This window comes from Halomonas sp. 18071143 (genome assembly GCF_019211725.1).
Classification (GTDB): domain Bacteria; phylum Pseudomonadota; class Gammaproteobacteria; order Pseudomonadales; family Halomonadaceae; genus Vreelandella; species Vreelandella stevensii.
Genome location: NZ_CP078120.1, coordinates 1,205,068 through 1,228,274, shown reverse-complemented (window position 1 = coordinate 1,228,274; position 23,207 = coordinate 1,205,068). Strand labels below are relative to the sequence as shown.

Here is a 23,207-nt window from a genome sequence, read left to right as displayed (position 1 = left end):
AAACCATGAATAGAGAAAGGGGAACGTCGGCAAGGCAGGCGTCAGCGACGCTACTCGCCCTGCTGGCGTTGAAATCGGTGTATATCGCGGCGCTGCTTCTTATCGGGGCGCTTGAGGGGGTGCTGCATCGCTTCGTTGGTGAGCCGACGCGCCTCGGCTTCCTTGGCACGACGCTGGGCGCTGGCCTCGGTTTCGGCGTACAGAGTGCGTGCTTCAGGTGCGCCCCTGCGCTGGTCTGAAAGCGCCGTGACTTCCACCTCGTAAATGTCCCAGCCCTGGGGCACGCGAATCAGCGCCCCCAGCTCGACGTTCTTGCTGGTCTTGGCACGCTCACCGTTATAGTGAACCTTGCCGCCTTCTATCGCTTTCTTTGCCAGGGCGCGGGTCTTGAAAAACCGTGCAGCCCATAGCCACTTGTCCAGGCGAACGCTGTCGCTCATTGGCACTCTCCTAATCTATTGGCTGCCCCTGAAGGTCGCCACTGGCGGATCACTCAGTGGCCGATGCCCAGGCCGCACTCATGGCAGCAGTTGGGCAAATCGGTCCAGAGCCACGAACTCTTGCAGCTCCTTCTCGGGCCGCTGGCTATCAGGCTGTTTGATGCCTAGCAAGTACTTGATTCCGAACTCTCTGGCACTTTCCAGCACCCGGGCGTTGTCGTCGATGAACAGGGTGCGTGCGGGGTCGAAGGGCTCTCGCTCCTGCAGCGCAAACCAGAAGGCCTGCTCCTCCTTGGCAGCGCCAACGTCTTCCGAGGAGATGATGGCATCCAGGTAGTTTTCCAACCCGGTGAGCGGCAATTTCAGTGCAAGACTGGCACGGTCGGCGTTGGTGGCCAGCACCACACGAGGATGGGCCTGCTTGAGCCAGCCCAGGAAATCCAGCGCATCGCCACGTAACCCAATCAGGTGCTGTACTTCACGCTTGAGGGCCACGATATCGACGTTCAGCTCGCGGCTCCAATAGGCCAGGCTGTACCAGTTGAGGGTGCCCTGCTCACCGATGATGCGGCTCTTCAGCGCTTCCTGACTGGCTTGATCCAGTTGGTGCAGCTCGACGTAGCGGCGTGGCAGATGCTCCAGCCAGAAGTGGCTGTCGAAGTGAAGGTCCAGCAGCGTGCCATCCATGTCCAGCAGCACCGTGTCGATCTCGCGCCAATCAATCATGGCCACTCCAGTCTTTGAGAGTAAGCGTGCTATTGTAGCGTAACCCGTTTTTTGCAGCCACGGAGGCATGATGGACCGCGACGATTCCACCACCAGCGACGCCACAGAGCGCTACCCGCGCAAGCCCACGATTCTGGCTCGCCACCCCGTGGCCCAAAGCCGCTTGTTCCAGATCGAGGCGCTGGACCTGCGCTTTTCGAACGGCGAGGAGCGCCAGTTCGAGCGCCTCACCGGTGCCGACCGAGGCGCCGTAATGATCATCGCCATGCCGGACCCGGAACACGTCTTGCTGATTCGTGAGTATGCGGCCGGTTTCGAGGACTACGTACTCACCCTGCCCAAAGGCTTGGTGGACCCCGGCGAGGATGTCGTGGCCGCCGCCAACCGTGAACTCATGGAAGAGTGCGGCTTTGGCGCCCACCGTATCGAGCCGCTGGTGGAACTCTCGCTGGCCCCCAATTACATGCGACACCGCATGCAGGTACTGATCGCCACCGACCTCTACCCCAAACGCCTGCCCGGCGACGAGCCCGAACCGCTGATCGTGGAAACTCACGCCATCGAAGAGCTCCCCGCACTGCTGCTTCGAGAAGACTTCCACGAAGCACGCGCCATCGCCGCCCTCTACATCGCACGCGACCGATTACGCGAAGAGCAGCGCAGCAACGGCATTGATTTGCTCTAGCGCCGTTTAACCACTCCTGCGCCGTTATCGGCAGCGCTCTTCGCGCTGCTTCGCGGGTGCGCTCTGCTTACGCCGCGCTACGGTTATACCGCTTCCCAAGCACATGCAACCTCCCGTAGCGCGGCGTAACGATTGAGCGAGAGCAACGAGCGAAAGAGGCACCCGCGGAGGCGGCACCAGCCGCCCCGATCATGCCACCACAACCAACCGCGCCACCGCCCACCCCCGAGCCCCCATCGGCAGCGCTCTCCGCGCTGCTTCGCGGGTGCGCTTCGCTTACGCCGCGCTACGGTTATACCGCCCCCAAGCACATGCAGCCTCCCGTAGCGCGGCGTAACGAATCTTGCGAGGCACGAGCAAATGAGGCACCCGCGGAGGCGGCACCAGCCGCCCCGATCATGCCACCACAACCAACCGCGCCACCGCCCACCCCCGAGCCCCCATCGGCAGCGCTCTCCGCGCTGCTTCGCGGGTGCGCTTCGCTTACGCCGCGCTACGGTTATACCGCCCCCAAGCACATGCAGCCTCCCGTAGCGCGGCGTAACGAATCTTGCGAGGCACGAGCAAATGAGGCACCCGCGGAGGCGGCACCAGCCGCCCCGATCATGCCACCACAACCAACCGCGCCACCGCCCACCCCCGAGCCCCCACCGGCAGCGCTCTCCGCGCTGCTTCGCGGGTGTGCTTCGCTTACGCCGCGCTACGGGTATCCCGACCCTCCAAATTGCAGCAACACCTCGTAGCGCGGCGTAACGAATCTTGCGAGGCACGAGCAAATGAGGCACCCGCGGAGGGCGGCGCCAGCCGCCCCGATGAGGCCACCATTACCCACCATGTCACCGCCCACCCATGTGGCCACACCGGCAGCGCTCTCCGCGCTGCTTCGCGGGTGCGCTTCGCTTACGCCGCGCTACGGTTATACCGCCCCCAAGCACATGCAGCCTCCCGTAGCGCGGCGTAACGAATCTTGCGAGGCACGAGCAAATGAGGCACCCGCGGAGGGCGGCGCCAGCCGCCCCGATCATGCCACCACAACCAACCGCGCCACCGCCCACCCCCGAGCCCCCATCGGCAGCGCTCTCCGCGCTGCTTCGCGGGTGCGCTTCGCTTACGCCGCGCTACGGTTATACCGCCCCCAAGCACATGCAGCCTCCCGTAGCGCGGCGTAACGAATCTTGCGAGGCACGAGCAAATGAGGCACCCGCGGAGGGCGGCGCCAGCCGCCCCGATGAGGCCACCATTACCCACCATGTCACCGCCCACCCATGTGGCCACACCGGCAGCGCTCTCCGCGCTGCTTCGCGGGTGCGCTTCGCTTACGCCGCGCTACGGTTATACCGCCCCCAAGCACATGCAGCCTCCCGTAGCGCGGCGTAACGAATCTTGCGAGGCACGAGCAAATGAGGCACCCGCGGAGGCGGCACCAGCCGCCCCGATCATGCCACCACAACCAACCGCGCCACCGCCCACCCCCGAGCCCCCATCGGCAGCGCTCTCCGCGCTGCTTCGCGGGTGCGCTTCGCTTACGCCGCGCTACGAGTACCCCGCCCCCCAAGCACATGCAGCCTCCCGTAGCGCGGCGTAACGAATCTTGCGAGGCACGAGCAAATGAGGCACCCGCGGAGGCGGCACCAGCCGCCCCGATCATGCCACCACAACCAACCGCGCCACCGCCCACCCCCGAGCCCCCATCGGCAGCGCTCTTCGCGCTGCTTCGCGGGTGCGCTTCGCTTACGCCGCGCTACGGTTATACCGCCCCCAAGCACATGCAGCCTCCCGTAGCGCGGCGTAACGAATCTTGCGAGGCACGAGCAAATGAGGCACCCGCGGAGGCGGCACCAGCCGCCCCGATCATGCCACCACAACCAACCGCGCCACCGCCCACCCCCGAGCCCCCATCGGCAGCGCTCTCCGCGCTGCTTCGCGGGTGCGCTTCGCTTACGCCGCGCTACGAGTACCCCGCCCCCCAAGCACATGCAGCCTCCCGTAGCGCGGCGTAACGAATCTTGCGAGGCACGAGCAAATGAGGCACCCGCGGAGGCGGCACCAGCCGCCCCGATCATGCCACCACAACCAACCGCGCCACCGCCCACCCCCGAGCCCCCATCGGCAGCGCTCTTCGCGCTGCTTCGCGGGTGCGCTTCGCTTACGCCGCGCTACGGTTATACCGCCCCCAAGCACATGCAGCCTCCCGTAGCGCGGCGTAACGAATCTTGCGAGGCACGAGCAAATGAGGCACCCGCGGAGGCGGCACCAGCCGCCCCGATCATGCCACCACAACCAACCGCGCCACCGCCCACCCCCGAGCCCCCATCGGCAGCGCTCTCCGCGCTGCTTCGCGGGTGCGCTTCGCTTACGCCGCGCTACGGTTATACCGCCCCCAAGCACATGCAGCCTCCCGTAGCGCGGCGTAACGAATCTTGCGAGGCACGAGCAAATGAGGCACCCGCGGAGGGCGGCGCCAGCCGCCCCGATCATGCCACCACAACCAACCGCGCCACCGCCCACCCCCGAGCCCCCATCGGCAGCGCTCTTCGCGCTGCTTCGCGGGTGCGCTTCGCTTACGCCGCGCTACGGTTATACCGCCCCCAAGCACATGCAGCCTCCCGTAGCGCGGCGTAACGAATCTTGCGAGGCACGAGCAAATGAGGCACCCGCGGAGGGCGGCGCCAGCCGCCCCGATCATGCCACCACAACCAACCGCGCCACCGCCCACCCCCGAGCCCCCATCGGCAGCGCTCTTCGCGCTGCTTCGCGGGTGCGCTTCGCTTACGCCGCGCTACGGTTATACCGCCCCCAAGCACATGCAGCCTCCCGTAGCGCGGCGTAACGAATCTTGCGAGGCACGAGCAAATGAGGCACCCGCGGAGGCGGCGCCAGCCGCCCCGATGAGGCCACCATTACCCACCATGTCACCGCCCACCCATGTGGCCACACCGGCAGCGCTCTCCGCGCTGCTTCGCGGGTGCGCTTCGCTTACGCCGCGCTACGGTTATACCGCCCCTCCAAATTGCAGCAACACCTCGTAGCGCGGCGTAACGAATCTTGCGAGGCACGAGCGAAAGAGGCACCCGCGGAGGCGGCGCCAGCCGCCCCGATCATGCCACCACAACCAACCGCGCCACCGCCCACCCCCGAGCCCCCATCGGCAGCGCTCTTCGCGCTGCTTCGCGGGTGCGCTTCGCTTACGCCGCGCTACGGGTAACCTGCCCCCCAAGCACATGCAGCCTCCCGTAGCGCGGCGTAACGATTGAGCGAGAGCAACGAGCGAAAGAGGCACCCGCGGAGGGCAGCACCAGCCGCCCCGATCATGCCACCATCACCCACCGTGCCACCGCCGCCCCATGTGGCCCCACCGGCAGCGCTCCCCGCGCTGCTTCGCGGGTGCGCTTCGCTTACGCCGCGCTACGGGTAACCCGCCCCTCCAAATTCCGGCAACACCTCGTAGCGCGGCGTAACGAATCTTGCGAGGCACGAGCAAATGAGGCACCCGCGGAGGGCAGCACCAGCCGCCCCGATCATGCCACCATCTCTCACCGTGCCACCATCACCCCAGATGGCCCCATCGGCAGCGCTCTCCGCGCTGCTTCGCGGGTGCGCTTCGCTTACGCCGCGCTACGGGTAACCCGCCCCTCCAAATTCCGGCAACACCCCGTAGCGCGGCGTAACGAATCTTGCGAGGCACGAGCAAATGAGGCACCCGCGGAGGGCGGCACCAGCCGCCCCGATCATGCCACCATCACCCACCGTGCCACCGCCGCCCCATGTGGCCCCATCGGCAGCGCTCTCCGCGCTGCTTCGCGGGTGCGCTTCGCTTACGCCGCGCTACGGGTATCCCGCCCCCCAAGCACATGCAGCCTCCCGTAGCGCAACGTAACGATTGAGCGAGAGCAACGAGCGAAAGAGGCACCCGCGAAGGGCGGCGCCAGCCGCCCCGATCATGCCACCAACCCCCACCGTGCCACCGCCATCCCCGAGCCCCCACCGGCAGCGCTCTTCGCGCTGCTTCGCGGGTGCGCTTCGCTTACGCCGCGCTACGGGTAACCCGCTTCCCAAGCACATGCAACCTCCCGTAGCGCGGCGTAACGATTGAGCGAGAGCAACGAGCAAATGAGGCACCCGCGGAGGCGGCACCAGCCGCCCCGGTGAGGCCACGAAACCACCCTGCCGCTCCACATTCAGGCAGGCATTTAATACACGGGCAGCTTTATGAGTGGTGCTTCAACGCTATCCAGCGGCGTTGGCGGTGGCTGTCGAGGCCGGCTTCGAGCAAGGTCATGCTGCGCAGGGCGTCCTCGACGGAAACCGGGAGAGGGGCTTGTTGGCGGATGGCGTCGGCAACGCCCTGGTAATAGGCGAGGTAGTCGCCGGGTAGGGAGGGGTGTTCGTGACTGACCAGCGGGGCATCTTCGCCGTGCCCTTCGCGTAGGGTGAGCGTGCCGGGAATGTCCTGTCCCCAGTGCGGCGTGGGGGTCTCGCCTGCTTTCAAGCGCGCTTCCTGTGGGTCGAGTCCCATCTTCACATAGCTGCCCAGCGTGCCATGCAGGCGGTAGCGGGGAGTGGGTTCGGCCACCAGGGTGCCTGCACTCAGGCTGACACGGCAGTCGTCGTACTCCAGCAAGGCCAGGAAGTCATCGTCGGCATGGGCGGCGTCTCGGCGCGCGCCGATCTCCAGCAGGATGGCGTGGGGCATGCCAAACAGCTCGCAGGCCTGGTCCAGCAGGTGAGGCCCCAGGTCGTACCAGATGCCGCCCCCGGGCGCGGCTTTTTCACGCCAGCGGTCGCGCACCTCCGGACGAAAACGATCGAAGCGGGATTCGAAGCCCGTCACTCGCCCCAGCGTGCCTTCGGCCAGCAGCGCCTTGACGGTCAAGAAGTCACTGTCCCAACGTCGGTTGTGAAACACCGAGAGCAGGCACTCTTTATCCGCCGCCAAGGCCTTGAGCTGCCTGGCCTCCGACAGCGTGACGGTGAAGGGCTTGTCGACCACCACATGCTTGCCCGCCGCCAAGGCAGCCTTGGCTAGGGGAAAGTGAGTATCATTGGGCGTTGGGATGACGATCAGATCCAGATCCTTGCGTTGACACAGCGCCAGGGCCTCGCGCTCGACGTCCACCCGGGGCAAATCGGCGGTCACCTTGCTGGCATCGCTGGAAGTCACCGCCACCAGTTCCAACCCCGGTACCGCCTGAATCAGCGGTGCATGAAACGTTTTACTCGCAAAACCATAGCCGACCAGGCCCACATTGATCGTCGCCTTCATGACGCTCCTCGATAGGTGTTGGGTGATATATCACAAAAAAACAGCCCGCTTGCGCGGGCTGTGAGATACGCCGATCAATCCAGTTTGGAGAGGTCGCGTACTGCGCCCTTGTCGGCAGAGGTGGCCAGCAGGGCATAGGCCTTGAGGGCAGGCGTCACCTTGCGCGGGCGCTGCTCGACGGGCTTCCAGGCGTCCTTGCCACGCGACTCCATGGCCTCGCGACGTTTGGCCAGCTCGGCATCGCTCAGCTGTACGTTGATGGTGCGGTTGGGGATATCGATCAGAATGGTATCGCCCTGCTCGACCAGCCCAATGGCGCCCCCAGCGGCGGCCTCAGGTGATACGTGACCAATCGACAGACCCGAGGTACCCCCGGAGAAACGGCCGTCGGTCAGCAGCGCGCACGCCTTGCCCAGCCCTTTGGATTTCAGGTAGGAGGTGGGGTACAGCATCTCTTGCATACCGGGGCCACCTTTGGGGCCTTCGTAGCGGATGACCACCACGTCGCCCTCTTTGACTTTGCCATCCAGCACGTTGGCCACTGCCTGATCCTGGGACTCCACCACGTGAGCCTTGCCCTCGAATACCAGGATGGAGTCGTCTACACCGGCGGTCTTGACCACACAGCCATCCAGGGCGATGTTGCCGTAGAGCACGGCGAGGCCGCCCTCACGGGAGAAGGCGTGCTCCAGGTCGCGGATACAGCCGGTGGCACGGTCGCCATCCAGGCTTGGCCAACGGGCGCTCTGGGAGAACGCGGTTTGGGTCGGAATGCCCCCCGGGCCGGCCTTGAAGAACTCGACCACTTCTGAACTGGGCGAGCGCATGATATCCCACTCGTCCAGCGCGGCTTTCAGGCTGTCACCGTATACAGTGGGCACCGAGGTATCCAATACTCCCGCCCGGTCCAGCTCGCCCAGAATGGCCATGATGCCACCCGCGCGGTGCACGTCTTCGATATGGTATTTCTGAGTATTGGGCGCCACTTTGCACAGCTGGGGCACTTCACGGGAAAGACGGTCGATATCCGCCATGGTGAAGTCGACTTCTGCCTCTTGAGCCGCCGCCAGCAGGTGCAGGATGGTATTGGTGGAACCGCCCATGGCGATGTCCAGGGTCATGGCATTCTTGAAGGCGGCCTTGTTGCCAATAGCGCGGGGCAGCAGGTGTGCCTCTTCGCCTTCGTAGTAGCGCTTGGCCAGCTCGACGATACGATGGCCCGCCGTTTCGAACAGGCGACGGCGATCGGCGTGGGTGGCCAGCACGGTGCCGTTACCGGGAAGTGCCAGGCCCAGCGCCTCCATCAAACAGTTCATGGAGTTGGCGGTGAACATGCCCGAGCAGCTGCCACAGGTGGGGCATGCACTGCGCTCGACTTCTGCCAGGGTTTCGTCGTCGACGCTGTCGTCTGCGGCCATGACCATGGCATCGACCAGATCCAGGCCGTGATCCAGCAGCTTGGTCTTGCCAGCTTCCATGGGGCCGCCGGAGACGAAAATGACGGGAATATTGAGCCGCATGGCGGCCATCAGCATTCCGGGGGTGATCTTGTCGCAGTTGGAAATGCACACCAGCGCATCGGCACAGTGGGCATTGCACATGTACTCGACGCTGTCGGCAATGATATCGCGGCTAGGCAGCGAGTAGAGCATGCCGTCGTGGCCCATGGCGATACCGTCATCTACGGCGATGGTATTGAACTCTTTGGCGACGCCGCCCGCTTTTTCGATTTCGCGGGCGACCAGCTGGCCCATGTCCTTGAGGTGCACATGGCCCGGCACGAACTGGGTGAACGAGTTGGCTACCGCGATGATCGGTTTGTGAAAGTCGTCATCCTTCATGCCGGTGGCACGCCAAAGGGCACGAGCGCCTGCCATGTTGCGGCCAGCGGTAGTGGTACGGGAGCGATACTGGGGCATGGTGTCCTCTACGTCTTTATCATGGCCCGCCACATACGAGGTGGCGGGCGGGTGAATCCAGCGGTCTTCGATTGTGGCATGAGCGACCCGCTTAGACTAGACGTAGAGAACAACCAATACCGGACACGCTTTAAAAGGTTGCCCACTCCTCCTCGGCACGGGCCTTCGCCACCGGGCGCTTGAGCGGCGCTGACGGAGTGGCCGAGGGTGACGGCAAGCTGGCCGATTGCTCGGTACGCGCCACGCGAACCCGCGCCATTTCGCTACTCTCCTCCTCGGCCCCTTCCAGGCGGAAAGCCGCGATCACGTTGGCAAGATCCAGCGCCTCGTTGGTCAGCCGCTGGGCAGCGCTGGAAATGGACTGCACCCTGTTAGCATTTTGCTGGGTCACGTGGTCCATTTCGGAGACGGCCATATTGATCTGGGCGATGCCGCTGCTCTGCTCGTCGGACGCGGTGCTGATCTCTTCCATGATGTCGCTGACGCGCATGACCTGATTGACCACCTGTTCGATGGCCTGCTCGGCCTGCTTTACCGCACTGGTCCCACCCGCGATTTCCTGGGTAGAGGTGTCGATCAAGCGGCGAATTTCGCCTGCTGCGTCGGCGCTGCGGCCCGCCAAATTGCGCACCTCGTTGGCCACGACGGCAAAACCACGCCCCTGCTCTCCGGCACGGGCGGCCTCCACCGAGGCATTCAGCGCGAGGATATTGGTCTGGAAGGCAATGCCATCGATGACGCTGATGATGTCGTTCATCTTGTCGGCGCTGGCCGCAATGCGCTCCATACGCTCCACCAGTGCCTGCATGTGCTCGCCGGTTTCACGGCTGGTGGCGGCATTCTGCATGGCCAGTTGGTTGGCCTGGCGGGCATTTTCGGTATTCTGCTGCACCGTGGCGGTGATCTGATCCATGCTGGACGCCGTCTGCTGCAGCGACGAAGCCTGCTGCTCGGTACGTGAAGCGAGGTCTTCGTTTTCCTGTTTGATCTGCTCGGACGCAGGCGTGACCACCTCGACCTTGTTGCCCACTTCGGTAATCAGCCCTGAGAGGCTGGCCCGCATGGTTTCCAGCGAGGCCAGCAGTTCGCCCAGTTCGTCATCCCGCTTCAAGGTGACGCGGTTGGCCAGGTTGCCCGCGGCAATTTGAAAGGTGACACGCCGGGCTTCGCTGAGCGACTTCAGCAGTGATTTCAACACCGCCACGCTGAGCCCGACCATGAGCGCGATACCGAACAGCAGCACGCCCACCTGGCCCCATAGCAGCCACTGCTGCTGACGCTCGGCATCGGCCATCAGGCTGTGAGCTGCCGCGCGCTCATTATCTACCAGCAGATTGATGGTGGCACTGATACTCTCCGAGGTGGGCCTGACGATGTCGTTGAAGGCTTCAAAGGCCGCAAAGCCATTGCCCTCGCGAATCGCCGTCATGGCGGTGGTCGAGCCACCAAGAAACGTCGCCAAATGGGCGGTCAACCCTTGCTGCACACCGCTGGCCTGCTGACGCTGTTCGGTAAAGCCTTGCCAGGTTTGCTCGATTTGCTCCTGAAGGGATGCCAGCTGCTCATCGAGCTGAGTGAGGTCCACGCGGCGAGGGTTACGCACGGCAGGCTCCAACACCTGCAGTAACTGGGCGCTACGCTGCTCGATCTGTTGCAAGTCGGCGATGCCTTCCAGGCCGGTCTGGTTGAGGGTGCGTAGCCGCTCGGCAGAACTGGTCAAGCCATAGACACCGGCGGCCCCTGCCACCGTCAGCAGTAGAATCGCAGCGACGACCATGCCCATCAATTTGGCCTGCATGCTACTGAAACTGAAGCGTTGCACCCAACCACGCACCCCGGTGCGACGTAATGCACCACGATGGAGCATAAACCCTCTGGCACGCCCCTGCTGCATGGCGCTATAACCTTTGGCAGCACGTGTGACGGCCTTGTGCGATGCCCGGCGGCGAATGGCGGTGTAACCCGCCACCCGCTCACCGTCCAGCAGTGGCGCCACGGTGGTATGCACCCAATAAGTATCGCCGTTCTTACAGCGGTTCTTGACCACCCCCTGCCAGGTGTTGCCTTGCTCGATGGTGGCCCACATGTTCTTGAAGACCTGAGCAGGCATCTCGGGATCACGGAAAATACGATGGGGTTCGCCCAGTAGCTCAGCCTGTGAATAGCCGCTTACTTCAATGAACGTCTGATTGACGTAGGTGATATTACCCTGGCGGTCGGAGCGTGAAATCAGCACCTGATCGTCTGTCAGCTCAAGGGTTGCCTGGCTAGATGTGCTCATGAAGTCCCCTGTGTTTTTTGAAAGGCATGTTTCGCCTGATGACCCAGCGCTTCCTTTTACCAAGCCGACCTAGTGACGCGCATTGATATGCAGCCGTCGTTATAAAAAACAGGCAAAAAATATGCCACCCGGGGGTGGCATAGGCAAAACACATCGTGGGTTTTCATTGATGCTGAGCACAGCACTCCGTCAGAAGGTTTCCCAAGGCTCGTCCTGGTGGGGCAACGCATGGCGTGCCGACGCATCAGGCTGCTGAGGAACGGCTTTCTTCACACGTGCCAGTTTTTCCCGCGCTGCCGCAATACTCTCTTCCTGGGCACCTTCCAGGCGGAACGCATCGACCACGTTGGCCAGCTCGAACGCTTCCAGGGTCAGGTTGTCTGCGGAGGCAGCAATGGACTGCACCTTGGTAGCGTTTTGCTGTGTGACGTTGTCCATCTCCGCAATCGCCGAATTGATCTGGCCGATTCCACTGCTCTGCTCGCTGGAAGCGGTGCTGATCGAGGCCATCAGCTCGCTCACCTGGTTGACCTGGCGGACGACGTTCTCGATGGCGCTTTCGGCTTGCTCCACGGCATTGCGCCCACCGCTGACTTCCTGAGTGGTGCTGTCGATCATCTTGCGGATTTCCTGGGCAGCATCGGCACTGCGGCTGGCCAGGGTGCGCACTTCACTGGCCACCACGGCAAAGCCGCGACCATGCTCTCCGGCCCGGGCGGCCTCGACGGAGGCGTTCAGCGCCAGGATATTGGTCTGGAAGGCAATGCCATCAATCACGCCGATCATCTCGGTCATCTTCTCGGCGCGCTGGGCAATACGCTGCATACGCTCTACCAGCTGCTCCATTTGCTGGCGGGTTTCCTGAGTGCTGCTGGCGTTTTGCTGAGCCAGTTCGGTGGCCTGGCGCGCGTTGTCGGTATTCTGCTGCACGGTAGAGGTCATCTCTTCCATGCTGGAGGCCGTTTGCTGCAGCGAGGAGGCCTGTTGTTCGGTGCGTGACGCCAGTTCTTCGTTCTCAGCGGCGATCTGCTGAATCGCAGGCGTCACCACCGCCACTCGGTTTTCAACCTCGCTGACGATACTGGAAAGGCTGAAACGCATGGTGTCCAGCGAATAGAGCAGCTCTCCCAGCTCATCGTTGCTTTGTCGGCGTTCGCGGGCGGCCAGGTTACCTGCGGCAATCTGGAAGGTCATATAGCGCGCGCCTGCCAGGCTGCGCATCACCGAGCGCAGGATCATCACGCTCAAGCCAATCATCACCAGCAGTCCTACGGCCATCAGCACCAGTTGCGCCACCAGCATCTGCTGGCGCCCCTGATGCGCCTGAGCCACTAGCGCATGGGCGCCTTCCCGCTCGGCATCGACGAGCTGGTCACTCAACTGTCGCAACTGCTCAGTGGCGGGCTGCACGGCATCATTGAAGGCCTCGAACGCCGCGAAGCCATTGGCCTGGCTAACGGCCGTCATGGCGCTGGTCACGCCAGTGATCCAGGCATTCAACGACTCTTCGACCACTTGCAGCACGTCAGGGTCGGCTGCGCTATCCGACTCATACTCTTCCCACAGGGTCTGAACCGACTGAGTGACTTCTTGCAGCCGCGCTTCAAGGGCCACCAAGTCTACCCGGCGCGGGTTGCGCACTGCGGGTTCCAGCTGTTCGACGGTGAGCCCCACCTGGCGCTCCATCAGCTGCAGATTGGCAATCGCTTCGAGTCCCGAGCGGTTCAGCGTATCCAACCGCTCCCCCGACACCATCAGCCCATAAACGCCAAGCCCACCCGCCATGCCCAGCAACAATAGCGCGGTAATGACCATCCCCGTCAGCTTGGCCTTTAAACTACTGAACTGAAAGCGAGCAAGGAGCCCACCCAGGCCACGCCGAATCAGTGCCCCCTGGTGTAAGCGGTAGCGGCGTGACTTGCCCTTGGCACGAATCTCGGCATATACCTGCTCGGCCCGGGCGATACGCTTGGCAGACGCCTTGCGGCGCAGCGAGGTGTAGCCCACGATCCGCTCGCCGTCGCGCAGCGGCGCCACGGTAGCAATGACCCAGTAGTGGTCGCCGTTCTTGCGGCGGTTCTTGACCGTGCCCTGCCAGGTACCGCCGGCCTGAATGGTTTTCCAGAAGTCGGCGTAGGCGGCCTCGGGCATGTCCGGGTGTCGGATCATGTTGTGGGGCGCGCCCACCAACTCCTCACGGCTGTAGCCACTGACCTCCACAAAGGCCGCATTGGCGTAGGTCACGTTGCCTTTCAGGTCCGTACGAGAAATCAGCACGGTTTCTTCATCCAGCACGTATTCGCGCTGTGTCACAGGCTGGTTGTTACGCATCGCTGCTCCCCAGGGGTGATTCAATATTTTTTTAGTGATTTCATTATCTACCCTACTCAATCGTGATTAATCGTTGAATAGCCACATAAAAAACGCCGCTCTTCAAAGAGCGGCGCTAATCGCAAGGTTTGACGTCACGTGACACACCAAGTCATTACATAGCCATACTCCAGGTTACCGGAACACTACATTGGCCACATCCCGGTAGCGGCTGGCGAAGTGTACGGTCATGCCTTCTTTCAGGTACTCCGGCAGCTCATCGTAATCACGGCGGTTGGCTTCCGGCAGGATCACTTCGAAAATGTCGCTGCGCCGGGCAGCAATGACTTTTTCGCGTATCCCGCCCACTGGCAGAACCTGCCCGGTCAGGGTTAGCTCCCCAGTCATGGCCAGCGGGCGATTGATGGCCTGGTGCTTGGCCAGCGACAGCAGCGCCGTGGTCATGGTGACCCCCGCCGATGGGCCATCCTTGGGTGTTGCCCCTTCTGGTACGTGCAGGTGCACGAACGCGGAGTCGAAGAAGTCGGCATCGGCACCGAACTCGGCCAAGTGCCCCAAGGTGTAGCTGTAGGCGATATTGGCCGACTCCTGCATGACCTCCCCCAGCTTGCCGGTGAGCTTGAAGCCGCGGTCCAGAGAATGGATCTTGCCCGCCTCGATGGGCAGCGTAGCGCCCCCCATGGAGGTCCAGGCCAGGCCGGTCACGACCCCTTCACCCTTGAGTACTTTCTCCTTGCGGAAGAGCGGCGCGCCCAGGAACTCTTCCAGGTTATTGACCGAAATCTTGACCGTTTCCACCTGCTCTTCCAGCAACTTGACCGCCGCCTTGCGCACGATGCGGTGCAGCTGTTTTTCCAACTGGCGCACCCCCGCCTCGCGGGCGTAGCCATCGATGACCTGCTTGAGGGCGGCATCGGTCAGGTTGATGCGTTTTTTCGGCAGGTTGTCGCGCTTCAGCAGCTTGGGCCACAGGTGGTGTTTGGCGATCTCCAGCTTCTCTTCGGCGATATAGCCGGACAGGCGGATCTGCTCCATGCGGTCCAGCAGCGGGCCAGGGATGCTGTCCAGAGTATTGGCCGTACATACGAACAGCACCTTGGAAAGGTCCATGCGCACGTCCAGGTAGTGGTCCAGGAAATCCACGTTCTGCTCGGGGTCCAGCACTTCGAGCAGTGCCGAGGCCGGGTCCCCCTGGAAGGATTGGCCCAGCTTGTCGATCTCATCGAGCATGATGACCGGGTTTTCAACTTCCACTTCCTTGAACGCCTGCACCAGCTTGCCGGGCATGGCACCGATGTAGGTGCGTCGGTGGCCCTTGATCTCGGCTTCGTCGCGCATGCCGCCTACCGAGAAACGATAGAACTCACGCCCCAGCGCCTCGGCAATGGAGCGGCCGATGGAGGTCTTGCCCACCCCCGGCGGCCCCACTAGCAGCACGATGGAGCCCCCCACATCGCCTTTGAACGTGCCTTCGGCCAGGAACTCGATGATGCGCTCCTTGACGTCTTTCAGGCCATCGTGGTCTCGGTCCAGCACCGCGCGGGCATGGCCAAGGTCCAGCTTGTCCTGGCTGGTGACACCCCAGGGCAGCGATGTCAGCCAGTCCAGATAGTTGCGCGTGGTGCCATACTCCGGCGAGCCGGTCTCCAGCACGCTGAGCTTGTTGAGCTCTTCGTCGATGCGGGCCTGAACACGCTCCGGCACCACCAGAGACTCCAGACGGTTCCTGAACGTATCCACGTCGTTCTCGCGGTCGCCCTTGGAGATACCCAGCTCACGCTGAATCACCTTCAACTGTTCACGCAGGAAGAATTCACGCTGGCGCTCCTGCATCTGCGCGTTGACCTGCTCACTGATTTCGCTTTGCAGCTGGGCAACGTCGATCTCCTTGCGCAGCAGCGGCAGCACCTTGTGCATGCGCTCCGCCACGGGCAGCGTGGCCAGCACGTCCTGCAATTCAGGGCCTTTGGCCGAGGTGATGGCAGCGGCAAAATCGGTGAGCGGCCCAGGCTGATGGGGGCTGAATCGATTGAGGTAGTGCTTCAGCTCCTCCCCGTACAGCGGGTTGATGGGCAGCAGTTCCTTGATGCCGTTGATGATCGCCATGGCGTAGGCCCGGGTTTCTTCATCTTCGGCATTGACCGGCTCTTTCGGGTAGGTCACTTCCACCAGATAGGGCGGTTCCTTGGAGAGCCAGCGCTGAATCTTGAAACGCTGAAGGCCCTGGGCAATGAACTGGATCTGCTGCTCTTCGCTCTTCAGCTTGTGCACCTTGACGGCTGTCCCGATCTCGGGAAAACCATCGTGACCCAGGGAGCCCACCCCTTGCTCGCCTACGAACGCTACCCCAATGGTGTGATGTGGCGTATTGCCAACGCGGCGCATGGTCTCTTCCCAGCGCTCACGATTGATCACCAGCGGCTGCACCTGAGCGGGAAAGAACGGGCGGTTGTGAATTGGCAGCAGATAAATACGCTCGGGCAGCATATCGCTGGCAGGCACCAGTGAATGGGTGCGCTCACCATCCGAGCGGTGGTCGTTTTCGTCGTGGTGTTCTGCGTGGTGTTCTTCGTGACGGTCCGAATGCTCGCCTGCGGCGAGCCAATCGAGGTGTTCGTGATCGCGGTCGTAATCCTGGTCGCTCATGCGCCCTCCCCATCCACAGTAACCAGCAGCAGTGGCCAGCAAGTGGTTTGCCTGCCACTGTCGCCGCTTCGTATGGTTACTGGGATGTGGGCAGCCAGGGAAAACTTCAACCCTGAGCGCCATTTGACAGCGTACTTATTGGTGGAACGTTACGGCCACAGTGTCGGCATGGGACGACCATTGACGCGCCAGACGCCGCGCACCACGTCGAACTGCAGCTCCCGGGTACCGAGGGGCAACCCCAGCCACAGGGCCGCTACGGTAGGGGCGTCGTGCCAGATGAAGTCGCCGTCGATACGTGCCCGCCAGCGCGCTTGCTCCTCGGGCTTGTTCAGCGAGACGACGCGCAATCTATCCAGCTGTCGACCGTCGAAAAACAGCGCCCCGTCTGCGGCAACTTGCAGGCCGAGCAGCGGGCTATCGAGCTCGATGGTGGTCACATCGAGCCGCGGAGAGTCGCTCAATACTTGCAGCAGATCAGGTTCCAGCCGCGCCAGCAGGCCTTCGGCCATGGGCAGCGCGGTATCCCCCCAGGCAGCTTCCTGGCGCAGCCGACGAATCACCTGACGCATGGCATCACCGTTCAGCCGCGACAGTTCGGCCGCGACACGACCGCTCAGCAGCGGTGTCTCCGGCGCTTCGCTAGGCACCAGCACCTCGCCCAGCACCAGCTCTCCCTGAATGCTCAGCTCGGTTTCATCCAGCGTCATCTGGCTGTAGAGATCCAGCGGGGTGATCTGGATATCGTAGGCGGGGTAGTGCATCGACAGGCGGTCGATGCGCAGGTGGTCACGCTGGGTGAAGTGGTAGGCATCGTCGATGTAGGTGTAGCGGCTTTCCAGGGTGGTGGGCCCCAGCGTCAATTGGGACAAGCCATCGGTCAGCGTCAACTGATCGAACAACCCCCGCAAGCGCCAGTCGCCAAACATGCCCTCCAGGCGCACGCGAGCCCCCCGCACCTCCAACTCACGGCCATTCTGCTGAATCACGAAGGGGGCCAGCGCCAGCCGCAGCTCGGTGCGACCACTCAGCGTCTGATAGCGACCCTGCCAACGCGGCACGGAGGGGGCAGACACATCGCCCACGGCCTTTTGCAGCACATTGTCCAGCCGGGGTAGCAGAGTGCCCTGCACATCGGTAGACAGCAATCCATGGCGGGCGTCGTAGGTCAGCTCCAACTGCCAAGGGCGGCCCAATAAGGGCGACAGCACCAGTTGCCCGCGTGATGTCAACCAGCCCTGACGGCTATCCAGGCGCTCTACCCGCCATTCACCTCGGGCTTCCAGGTCTTCCAGCCCCTGACGCAGGCTCCGTTCGAACAGGATGCTCGATAGCAGTTGCGCGACCATCCATATCACGGCAATCACCGAGAGGATAGGCACGATTAAACGTTCCTTGCGCATGCTATCTCCTTGTATGGCCTCCTGACAAAGCGCAGCGCCTGCTATCGGGCGTCGACTAGTGGAGCCAGAACCATAAGTGCATGGTACTCCAGGCGTAGATGCCTGCCATGACGTCGTCGATCATGATGCCAAAGCCCCCCGCCACTCGGCGGTCGGCCCAACGGATGGGCCAGGGCTTGAACACATCGAAAATACGAAAGACGATGAACCCCCAGAGGGCAGCTTCCCAGGAAAAGGGCACCGCGGCCATGGTGATCCAGTAACCGACGAACTCGTCCCACACGATGCCGGAGTGGTCGTGCACCCCTAGATCATGGGAAGTTTTATCGCATAGCCAGACACCGACAATGAAGGCCACGAACACGATACTGAGATACCAGACCAGCGGCAGGTCCGCCATCATCCAATAGAAGGGAATTGCCGCCAGCGTACCGAAAGTGCCCGGCGCCCAGGGCACCGTGCCACTCCCCAAGCCAAAGGCGAAGAAGTGGGTGGGGCGTCGCCAGACGCTAGCCGGTGCGCGGTTCATTGGACACCCCCACGAAAGTGCTGCCAGCCAGACTCGGCCACCGGCGCCACGCCGGTAATGCCAGGCGCATCGGTGCACTGGCCAATCACGCTGAGCGCGGTCCCCTGCTCTGCCAGCCGTTGCCTGGCCTGGGAAACGTGCGCAGGGGGCAGCGTGACCAGCAGCTCATAGTCGTCGCCTCCGGAAAGCGCTGCCCGCTGGGCTGCTTGCGCGCCCAGACAGGCTTCCAGCCCTTCCGCCAGCGGTAGTTGCTCTGCCTCCAGCGCAGCCCCCACCTGGGAAGCTTCACAAAGATGCGTGAGATCCGCCAGCAGGCCATCGGAGATGTCCAGCGCCGCGCTGGCCAGGCCACGCAGGGCAACACCCGCCGCCAGGCGTGGCTGGGGCAACAGATAGCGCTGGAGCAACGGATGCTGCATGTCTCTTTCACCCTGTTGCCACAGCGCTAGCCCGCCCGCACCACCGCCCAAAGCGCCCGTGACGGCAATCACATCGCCGACACGAGCCCCGGAGCGGGTCAATGCTTCACCGGAAGGCACTTCTCCCATCACCGTCACGGCTATGCTCAGCGCTCCTGCGGCGACATCGCCCCCCGCCAGCGTGGTCTCATGCCGACGGCACAGGTCATGGAAGCCATCGGCATAGCCCGACAGCCACGCCTCGGCGGCCGCACTGCCGGGGAACGCACGCTGGTCGAGGGTCAGCGCCATCAAGCACCAGCGGGAGCGTGCCCCCATGGCCGCCAGGTCGCTGAGCGCCACGGCCAGGGCGCGATGGCCGACCGCATGAGCAGGCGCATCATGGGGAAAATGCACGTCCACCACGGAGGTGTCCACACTGACCACGAGCTGCTGCCCCGCTTGGGGCAGCAGTAAGGTGGCGTCATCGCCGCATCCCAGGGCAACGCCATCCGTCGCTTTCGCCTCCTGCGGCGACATGAAGAAACGTCGAATCAAATCAAATTCGGCAAGCACAAAGGCCCCTTAAACGCTTGATCAGGTCGCCCGCTTACAAGCGGCGGGCGCTGACTTCGGCACTTCGCAAGCGGTTGGCCAGCTTGTCGAGAATGCCATTCACGTACTTATGGCCGTCGGTGGCGCCAAACGATTTTGCCAGCTCAACGCCTTCGTTAATGACCACGCGGTAAGGCACTTCCATGCGGCGCGAGAGCTCGTAAGCGCCCAGACGCAGAATAGCCAGCTCTACCGCGTCCAGGTCTTCCAGACGACGATCCAGCAGCGGTGCAATGTCACGATCCAGCTCGGCTTTGAAGCGCACCGTGTTGTGCAGCAGCTCATGAAACAGCGCTTTGTCGGCGATTTCCATGACCTTGACCCAGTTCTCGTGGTCTTCCAGGTCGTCGTCCGCCTTCTGGCTACGAAACTCGGCTTCGATGGTCGAGATCGACTTGCCGGTCATGTGCCATTGATATAACCCTTGTACCGCCAACTCCCTTGCGGCGTGGCGTCCCTGCTGTGCCGCAGAGGACTTGCGCTCACGTCGCTCGCTCATTGGGTATCTCCTGCGGGCAGCGCGCGCAGCAGCGACACCATTTCCATGGCGGCCATGGCGGCTTCGGTGCCTTTATTGCCTGCTTTGGTGCCCGCTCGTTCGATGGCCTGTTCAATGGATTCCACGGTCAGCACGCCGTTGGCGACCGGCGTGTCGAATTCCAGCTGCAGGTGATTGATGGCCGTGTTGCAGCCGCCCGCCACGTACTCGAAATGCGGCGTGCCGCCACGAATGACCGCGCCCAACGCGATGACGGCATCCGGCTTCATGACGCTGAGCACACGCTTGACCGCCAACGGCAGTTCCCAGGCACCCGGCACGTGAACGATATGGATTTGCTCGGCATCGACGCCGTGGCGGGTCAGGCTATCCACCGCGCCTTCTACCAGGCTATCGACCACGTGATGGTTGAATCGCCCCACCACGATGACATAACGGCCATCGACGTCGACAAAAGTGCCTTCAACTTGCGAAAGGGATTGCATCGATTTATTCCTGCTGAGTAGTGGGCTCATACGCCGTGTCATTGGGCCCCAGACGCTCGACCACTTCAAGATCGAACCCGGAAAGCGCCGAGAATTTCCACGGAGAGCTGAGTAGCCGCATCTTGCCGACGCCCAGATGGCGCAGAATTTGCGAACCCGTACCAATGGTTAAATAGTTGCCGGCACCGTCCGAATCGTTGGTACGCGGCTGGCGTACCCGATCCAGGAAGATGTCCAGCTGATCTTTCAGATCCTGATGGGGGCGCCCGTCATCGATCAGGACGAACACACCGGCGGGCGCTTCGGCGATTTCACGCAGGGCACGGTGGGCATCCCAGCGGCACTGCTCGCCTTTCATCAGCCCCAGCACGTCGCGCAGCGTATCGGCCAAGTGTACACGAACCGTGGTGGGCTGCTCGGCGGTGGGCTGGCCTTTCACCAGCGCCAGGTGGTGAGCCCCCTGGATACGGTCACGGAACACATGCAGCGCCAGCTCGCCATGCACCGTGGACACACGACTGGTCTCGATGGCGTCGACAGTCTGTTCGTTGACGATCCGGTAGTGGATCAAATCGGCAATGGTGCCGATCTTGATACCGTGGGCCTTGGCGAAGGCTTCCAGCTCGGGGCGGCGCGCCATGCTGCCATCGTCGTTCATGATTTCACAGATCACGCCGCTGGGGTCAAGCCCTGCCAGCGCCGCCAGGTCGCAGGCCGCTTCGGTATGGCCTGCCCGGCGCAGTACGCCACCCGGCTCGGCCATCAGCGGAAAGATATGGCCGGGCTGCACGATATCCGTGGGCTTGGCATTGGGCGCAGCGGCGGCCTGCACCGTGCGTGCGCGGTCCGCGGCAGAGATGCCGGTGGTCACGCCTTCGGTCGCCTCGATGGACAGCGTGAACTTGGTGCCAAAACCGGACCCGTTGTCGCGCACCATGAGCGGCAGGTTAAGCTGCTCGCAGCGTTCTCGGGTCATGGGCATGCAGATCAGACCGCAGGCGTAGCGCGCCATGAAGTTGATATGCTCTGGCTTGACCAGTTCGGCCGCCATGATGATATCGCCTTCGTTTTCGCGATCCTCATCGTCCATGAGGATCACCATTTTGCCCTGGCGAATGTCTTCCACCAGCTCGGCGATAGGGGACAGGCCCTCAGAAGCGGAGTGCGCCATGGAATCTCCAAAAAAAGTGGTCGCATGGGATGCGATTTCGGGCGTCAGGGTACCTTGCTATGGCCGCTTGCGCTAGTCGCCCCGGGGGGTCGCGATAATCTGCCAGTCCTGGCCTACCTGGCGAAACTCCTTGAACACCAGGCGCTTTTGATCCGCCATTCGGGTGATCCCCGGCAACTCGAATAGCGGCCGGGCATCGCCCCCGAGTAGTGTAGGAGCGACGAACAGCTGCAACTCATCGACCAGCTGCGCGTCCAGCAGTGCCCCGGCCAGCGTCGCACCGGTCTCTACCAGTAGTTCGTTTACCTGCTCATTATCGGCTAACCAGCGCAGCATGTCAGCAAGCTCGACGCGCCCGCCGGCGTCGCTGGGCAACACCTGAATCTCGGCACCAGCCGCTTCCAGTCGCTGACGCTTGTCGGGGCTGTGCTGCTCGGTGGTGATGATCAGCGTGCGCCCCGGCTCACGCAGGCAGGCCGCCGCCAGCGGCAGCCGCAACCGAGAATCCAGAATGACCCGCAGCGGTTGGCGCAGCACGATCTCATCGGCCTGGGGCAGCGCCAGCTGTTCGGGCCGCAACGTTAGCCGCGCATCGTCCATGATCATGGACTCCACACCGCTAAGGATCGCGCTGGAGCGTGCCCGCAGGCGCTGCACCTGGGTGCGCGCCTGCGGGCCGGTGATCCACTGCGACTCCCCTGAGCCCATGGCCGTTCGACCATCCAGGCTCATCGCCATTTTCAAGCGCACCAACGGACGCCGTGACTGCATGCGCAACACGAACCCGGGGTTGAGCGCCCGTGCATCCTGCTCAAGCAGGCCCACGTGAACCTCGATACCGGCAGCTCTCAAATGCTCTATCCCCCGCCCACTCACTTGCGGATTGGGGTCCCCCATGGCCACTACCACGCGCCCTACACCGGCATTGGCCAGCGCCACGGCACAGGGGCCGGTACGCCCGGTATGGGAACAGGGCTCCAGCGTCACATAGGCCGTGGCCCCACGGGCCTGTTCCCCTGCAGCTGCCAACGCATGCACTTCGGCATGAGGCTCACCGGCGCGTAAGTGGTAGCCTTCGCCCACGACCTGCCCTTCGGCCGAACGATCGTAGCGGACGATGACGCACCCCACGCGGGGATTGGGGTCCGTGGTATACAGGCCGTGGCGGGCCAGTTTCAGGGCGCGGGCCATGAAACGGTGGTCTGCAACAGAGAACAGGCTCATCCTTCAGCCTCTTTCGACGCGGGCCCACTGGCAGCGTCATCGCCAGGCGCTTGAGCAGGTTCCTGAGACAGCCGGTCGATTTCAGCCCGAAACTCGTCCAGATCCTGAAACTTGCGATACACCGACGCAAAGCGAATATACGCCACCTGATCCAGGCTGCGTAGCGCCTGCATGACGGCCTCGCCCACGTCACGGGCATTCACCTCGCGGTCACCGCGGGCACGCAGGGATTGGCGGATACGCTCCACGGCGGCTTCGATGGCTTCCGCGCTGACCGGGCGCTTTTCCAACGCCCGCAGCATGCCAGCCCTTAACTTGGCCTCGCTGAAAGTCTCCCGCGAGCCATCCGACTTCACCACCCTGGGCATGATCAGCTCCGCCGTTTCGTAGGTCGTGAAGCGCTCATGGCAGCTTGCACACTGGCGACGGCGACGCACCTGGTCACCGTCGGCCACCAGGCGTGAATCCGTTACTCGCGTATCGTTTGCACCACAAAAAGGACAATGCATGGCAGTCAACCTATTGTCGGCACGCACCCTCAAGTGCGCTCAGCGTGTCAGCCCCGTAGATACCAGCCGTGCCAACAGGCCGC

The 23,207-nt window shown here is 63.2% G+C and carries 16 protein-coding genes; 1 reads left to right on the top strand and 15 read right to left on the bottom strand.

Annotation, left to right across the window (positions count from 1 at the left end; genetic code table 11):
• Positions 1–50: 50 nt before the first annotated feature.
• On the bottom strand, positions 51–440 hold the full coding sequence (gene hslR, locus KVY02_RS05750) for a ribosome-associated heat shock protein Hsp15 (RefSeq protein ID WP_016913307.1): 390 nt from the start codon (positions 438–440) through the stop codon (positions 51–53).
• Between the two features lie 78 nt (positions 441–518).
• Positions 519–1,166 carry a GMP/IMP nucleotidase gene (gene yrfG, locus KVY02_RS05745; protein ID WP_100731821.1) on the bottom strand — a complete coding sequence of 216 codons (648 nt, stop codon included), beginning with the start codon at positions 1,164–1,166 and terminating at the stop codon, positions 519–521.
• A 70-nt stretch (positions 1,167–1,236) separates the two neighbouring features.
• Between yrfG and nudE the strand changes: the two genes are divergently transcribed.
• Entirely contained in the window at positions 1,237–1,851 is a 615-nt protein-coding gene (gene nudE / locus KVY02_RS05740) for an ADP compounds hydrolase NudE (protein WP_218314706.1), read from the top strand.
• A gap of 4,207 nt (positions 1,852–6,058) precedes the next feature.
• Here nudE and KVY02_RS05735 read toward each other — a convergent pair.
• The 13 genes from KVY02_RS05735 to nrdR form a co-directional block, all read right to left on the bottom strand.
• Positions 6,059–7,114, bottom strand: coding sequence for an oxidoreductase (locus KVY02_RS05735; protein WP_218314704.1), 1,056 nt, complete (start codon positions 7,112–7,114; stop codon positions 6,059–6,061).
• Positions 7,115–7,188: 74 nt separating this feature from the next.
• Positions 7,189–9,033: a dihydroxy-acid dehydratase gene (ilvD, locus tag KVY02_RS05730; protein ID WP_081193648.1), complete on the bottom strand. Its 1,845-nt coding sequence runs from the start codon at positions 9,031–9,033 to the stop codon at positions 7,189–7,191.
• 130 nt (positions 9,034–9,163) lie between these two features.
• Positions 9,164–11,314, bottom strand: coding sequence for a methyl-accepting chemotaxis protein (locus tag KVY02_RS05725; RefSeq protein ID WP_218314702.1), 2,151 nt, complete (start codon positions 11,312–11,314; stop codon positions 9,164–9,166).
• A gap of 189 nt (positions 11,315–11,503) precedes the next feature.
• Positions 11,504–13,645 carry a PAS domain-containing methyl-accepting chemotaxis protein gene (locus KVY02_RS05720; RefSeq protein WP_218314701.1) on the bottom strand — a complete coding sequence of 714 codons (2,142 nt, stop codon included), beginning with the start codon at positions 13,643–13,645 and terminating at the stop codon, positions 11,504–11,506.
• A gap of 174 nt (positions 13,646–13,819) precedes the next feature.
• Positions 13,820–16,291 carry an endopeptidase La gene (gene lon / locus KVY02_RS05715; protein ID WP_218314698.1) on the bottom strand — a complete coding sequence of 824 codons (2,472 nt, stop codon included), beginning with the start codon at positions 16,289–16,291 and terminating at the stop codon, positions 13,820–13,822.
• Positions 16,292–16,440: 149 nt separating this feature from the next.
• Positions 16,441–17,694, bottom strand: a complete 1,254-nt coding sequence (locus KVY02_RS05710) for a DUF945 family protein (protein ID WP_218314696.1) — start codon at positions 17,692–17,694, stop codon at positions 16,441–16,443.
• Between the two features lie 55 nt (positions 17,695–17,749).
• Positions 17,750–18,223, bottom strand: a complete 474-nt coding sequence (locus tag KVY02_RS05705; protein WP_100731828.1) for a phosphatidylglycerophosphatase A family protein — start codon at positions 18,221–18,223, stop codon at positions 17,750–17,752.
• Positions 18,220–19,197 (bottom strand): thiamine-phosphate kinase, encoded by a 978-nt coding sequence (gene thiL / locus KVY02_RS05700; RefSeq protein ID WP_218314694.1) that lies wholly within the window; start codon positions 19,195–19,197, stop codon positions 18,220–18,222. Before thiL ends, KVY02_RS05705 begins: the two co-directional genes overlap by 4 nt.
• 34 nt (positions 19,198–19,231) lie before the next feature.
• Positions 19,232–19,735 (bottom strand): transcription antitermination factor NusB, encoded by a 504-nt coding sequence (gene nusB / locus KVY02_RS05695; RefSeq protein ID WP_016913295.1) that lies wholly within the window; start codon positions 19,733–19,735, stop codon positions 19,232–19,234.
• A complete protein-coding gene (gene ribE / locus KVY02_RS05690; RefSeq protein WP_016913294.1) occupies positions 19,732–20,220 on the bottom strand; it encodes a 6,7-dimethyl-8-ribityllumazine synthase in 489 nt (162 codons plus the stop codon). The genes nusB and ribE overlap by 4 nt, the downstream gene beginning before the upstream one ends.
• A gap of 4 nt (positions 20,221–20,224) precedes the next feature.
• A complete protein-coding gene (gene ribBA, locus KVY02_RS05685) occupies positions 20,225–21,391 on the bottom strand; it encodes a bifunctional 3,4-dihydroxy-2-butanone-4-phosphate synthase/GTP cyclohydrolase II (protein ID WP_016913293.1) in 1,167 nt (388 codons plus the stop codon).
• 72 nt (positions 21,392–21,463) lie between these two features.
• Entirely contained in the window at positions 21,464–22,615 is a 1,152-nt protein-coding gene (ribD, locus tag KVY02_RS05680; protein WP_218314693.1) for a bifunctional diaminohydroxyphosphoribosylaminopyrimidine deaminase/5-amino-6-(5-phosphoribosylamino)uracil reductase RibD, read from the bottom strand.
• Positions 22,612–23,124, bottom strand: coding sequence for a transcriptional regulator NrdR (gene nrdR / locus KVY02_RS05675; RefSeq protein ID WP_081193629.1), 513 nt, complete (start codon positions 23,122–23,124; stop codon positions 22,612–22,614). The genes ribD and nrdR overlap by 4 nt, the downstream gene beginning before the upstream one ends.
• Between the last annotated feature and the right edge of the window lie 83 nt (positions 23,125–23,207).

Coding starts and splice junctions, on each gene's coding strand:
- KVY02_RS05720 (WP_218314701.1), bottom strand. CDS start 13,645: ATGCGTAACAACCAGCCTGTGACACAGCGCGAATACGTGCTGGATGAA.
- ilvD (WP_081193648.1), bottom strand. CDS start 9,033: ATGCCCCAGTATCGCTCCCGTACCACTACCGCTGGCCGCAACATGGCA.
- hslR (WP_016913307.1), bottom strand. CDS start 440: ATGAGCGACAGCGTTCGCCTGGACAAGTGGCTATGGGCTGCACGGTTT.
- KVY02_RS05710 (WP_218314696.1), bottom strand. CDS start 17,694: ATGCGCAAGGAACGTTTAATCGTGCCTATCCTCTCGGTGATTGCCGTG.
- nrdR (WP_081193629.1), bottom strand. CDS start 23,124: ATGCATTGTCCTTTTTGTGGTGCAAACGATACGCGAGTAACGGATTCA.
- KVY02_RS05705 (WP_100731828.1), bottom strand. CDS start 18,223: ATGAACCGCGCACCGGCTAGCGTCTGGCGACGCCCCACCCACTTCTTC.
- KVY02_RS05735 (WP_218314704.1), bottom strand. CDS start 7,114: ATGAAGGCGACGATCAATGTGGGCCTGGTCGGCTATGGTTTTGCGAGT.
- nusB (WP_016913295.1), bottom strand. CDS start 19,735: ATGAGCGAGCGACGTGAGCGCAAGTCCTCTGCGGCACAGCAGGGACGC.
- KVY02_RS05725 (WP_218314702.1), bottom strand. CDS start 11,314: ATGAGCACATCTAGCCAGGCAACCCTTGAGCTGACAGACGATCAGGTG.
- ribE (WP_016913294.1), bottom strand. CDS start 20,220: ATGCAATCCCTTTCGCAAGTTGAAGGCACTTTTGTCGACGTCGATGGC.
- ribD (WP_218314693.1), bottom strand. CDS start 22,615: ATGAGCCTGTTCTCTGTTGCAGACCACCGTTTCATGGCCCGCGCCCTG.
- yrfG (WP_100731821.1), bottom strand. CDS start 1,166: ATGATTGATTGGCGCGAGATCGACACGGTGCTGCTGGACATGGATGGC.
- lon (WP_218314698.1), bottom strand. CDS start 16,291: ATGAGCGACCAGGATTACGACCGCGATCACGAACACCTCGATTGGCTC.
- nudE (WP_218314706.1), top strand. CDS start 1,237: ATGGACCGCGACGATTCCACCACCAGCGACGCCACAGAGCGCTACCCG.
- ribBA (WP_016913293.1), bottom strand. CDS start 21,391: ATGGCGCACTCCGCTTCTGAGGGCCTGTCCCCTATCGCCGAGCTGGTG.